The organism is Succinivibrio sp. (assembly GCF_045124615.1).
GTDB classification, from domain to species: domain Bacteria; phylum Pseudomonadota; class Gammaproteobacteria; order Enterobacterales; family Succinivibrionaceae; genus Succinivibrio; species Succinivibrio faecicola.
Genome location: NZ_JBGVMC010000187.1, coordinates 1 through 2,297, shown reverse-complemented (window position 1 = coordinate 2,297; position 2,297 = coordinate 1). Strand labels below are relative to the sequence as shown.

Annotated in this window: 3 protein-coding genes; 2 read left to right on the top strand and 1 reads right to left on the bottom strand. The window is 31.4% G+C overall.

The features are described 5' to 3' along the window. The coding region (locus ACJML3_RS04825; protein ID WP_406021096.1) for a hypothetical protein at positions 1-507 on the top strand (507 nt) is incomplete at its 5' end. 86 nt (positions 508-593) lie between these two features. Here ACJML3_RS04825 and ACJML3_RS04820 read toward each other — a convergent pair. Next, positions 594-1,538: a DnaT-like ssDNA-binding domain-containing protein gene (locus tag ACJML3_RS04820; protein WP_406021094.1), complete on the bottom strand. Its 945-nt coding sequence runs from the start codon at positions 1,536-1,538 to the stop codon at positions 594-596. A gap of 172 nt (positions 1,539-1,710) precedes the next feature. Between ACJML3_RS04820 and ACJML3_RS04815 the strand changes: the two genes are divergently transcribed. Beyond that, positions 1,711-2,297: N-6 DNA methylase (locus ACJML3_RS04815; RefSeq protein ID WP_406021092.1), on the top strand; the 587-nt coding region annotated here is incomplete at its 3' end.

Sequence of the window (2,297 nt, the reverse complement as noted above, 5' to 3'; positions counted from 1 at the left end):
ATGTTACATTCTTATTCTGTTACAAAGGATCAAGAATTAATACGAAATAATCATATAAATTATGAAAAGATGGTAAAAGGCAATAATACTGAAGTTACAATTCCAAGTTATTTCTTTATCAAGTTGCTAAAGTGGAGAGATATGTTTGATCAATATCATTCAGAATCGCAGGCATCTTGGTTTTACGTAAAAAAAATTAATTTACAATATGTAGACTATGACTATTCTGTTTTATTATCTGGACGTGAAGTTTCTTTTGTTAATAAAACAGCTCTAGAAAATATGAAAGTTTACTATCAACCAAGAGGAATTCTTTCTTCAAAAAGCACGATTTTAATAGAATCCACATCTCCGATACCTGAAAATTTAAAGGTTGGTTTTATGGGGGATAGAAGTATTGAGCTTGAAGAATATACTCTCAGTGCTCCTATAAAACTAATGGATCGCTATTACATAGGAATAACTAGAAAAATGCCTACTATTGGTAGTGTAGTTGTCATGTATTAGGAGCTTGAATATCTGATAATGAGATTAGAAGAATTCCTACAATGATTATGAACAAGAGAGGAGATTCAAACTCCTCTTCATCTCATTCATGTATTTTTATCATTTTTAAACAACTTCCCTAAAATATCAATTTCATCTTTTCTCAAAAGGGCATTGTTTTTTTCAGTTTGATGTGCACTGTTTGGATTCGATGCATTTGTATAAGATTTTGAAAAAGAATATTCAGTTAAACTATCATTACCAGTAATGCCAGCTGTTGCATTTACACCATTCATACTTTCTAAAAGATTATCATTCAGATAACTAGAATAATTTGAATGATTTGAATGATTTGAGATATTAACAATATTAAAAGCACCATTAGAATTATCTGCCATGCATTTTGAATCATAGCCATTACTTGATGATGTTGCTGAAAATACAGAATTTAAAGTTGGATTTATATCAGTTCCTGCACTTTGAGAAATACTTGTATTATTCTTTTGATTATCCTGATTTTTATAATCCTTTTTAACCCTTGTCTGTCTCTGTCTTAAAAGTCTTGTTGCAAATGTTCTTTCCCAGCCTGACTGATTTCTAAATTCCTGTCTGTTATTCCAGTAAGAAATAAATGATTTTAGTTCAGCCTGCGTATATGAGTAATCTTCAAGTCCGCAAAGTAAGGCAGAGTTTTTAAAATTCTCAGATGGAGTCCATTTTTCATCAAGAGTAAATGCTCTTGACGGCATATTGCCATCAAGTTGTACAGAGTAAAGTGGCAGAGTAAACATACATCCCTGCCAGTTATCTGTTTCTTTTGTTTTCTTTATTAAGGAAAACCTTTCAAGCTCATCAAGACATAAAACAGCAGTTTCAATGTTTGCATTTGTAGGAAAAGTCTGTGAACTGCTAAAAAGATAACTTGCAGCTGACGCAAGATCGATTACATTAATACCCTTTTGTACAAGATCGGTCAGATAAAAAACATAAAGTGATTTAGACAGATGACTAATTCTGTAGTCTGACAGTTTTAAAATCTCAACGCTGTTCATTTCTATCTAAAATCCGCTTTATTTATCAGTATGGGTATCAATATAAGAAAACTATTGTTTTGAAGGCTTATTTTGCTTGCCTTATATAAATTTGCTTTACAAAAATCTTCATATTACATAGTTGAAGATTGAAAGATACTGTGCAAGAATTACAACAAAAAGATGGTGGTAAATGAGTCTGCACAAATCACAGTGTTTACAGACAAAAGTCAGTAAACTTTATGACAATTATATATCAAAAGGATCGGTAAATTATAAACAGATCCCAAAAGTTATATCAGGATTTGAAAACAGTACTCATTATATTACAGCTTTATTTTTAGAGTGTTTACTGCAGCTTTTAAAATCTTCAGATAAGATTAAAACGAATGTAAATACATTCTTTTTAAAAGCATATCTTGATGGGGACATCGAGCTTGCACAAAGTCAGTTTCTCTTTGATGGAATAATAAAAAAATCACCACTAAAAACTCTTTACAAGATAAGTAAACGCCTTCCAAAATTCAAGCTTACCTTTGTTCCATTTGAAGACACTTTAGGTTTAATCTATCAGACTGTAAAGCAGCTTACTAATGCACTGGGGTTAGAGAGATACTACACACCTGAGTATCTGTCTGATATTTGTGTATCAACTCTTGATATAAGTCAAGGTAGAGTATTTTTAGATCCTTGCTGTTCATCTGGCAATCTTCTGTTACGTCTTTTAAGAAGAGGCGCTGATGTAAACAATCTTTTTGGCTGTGATCTTGATGAGTTTTC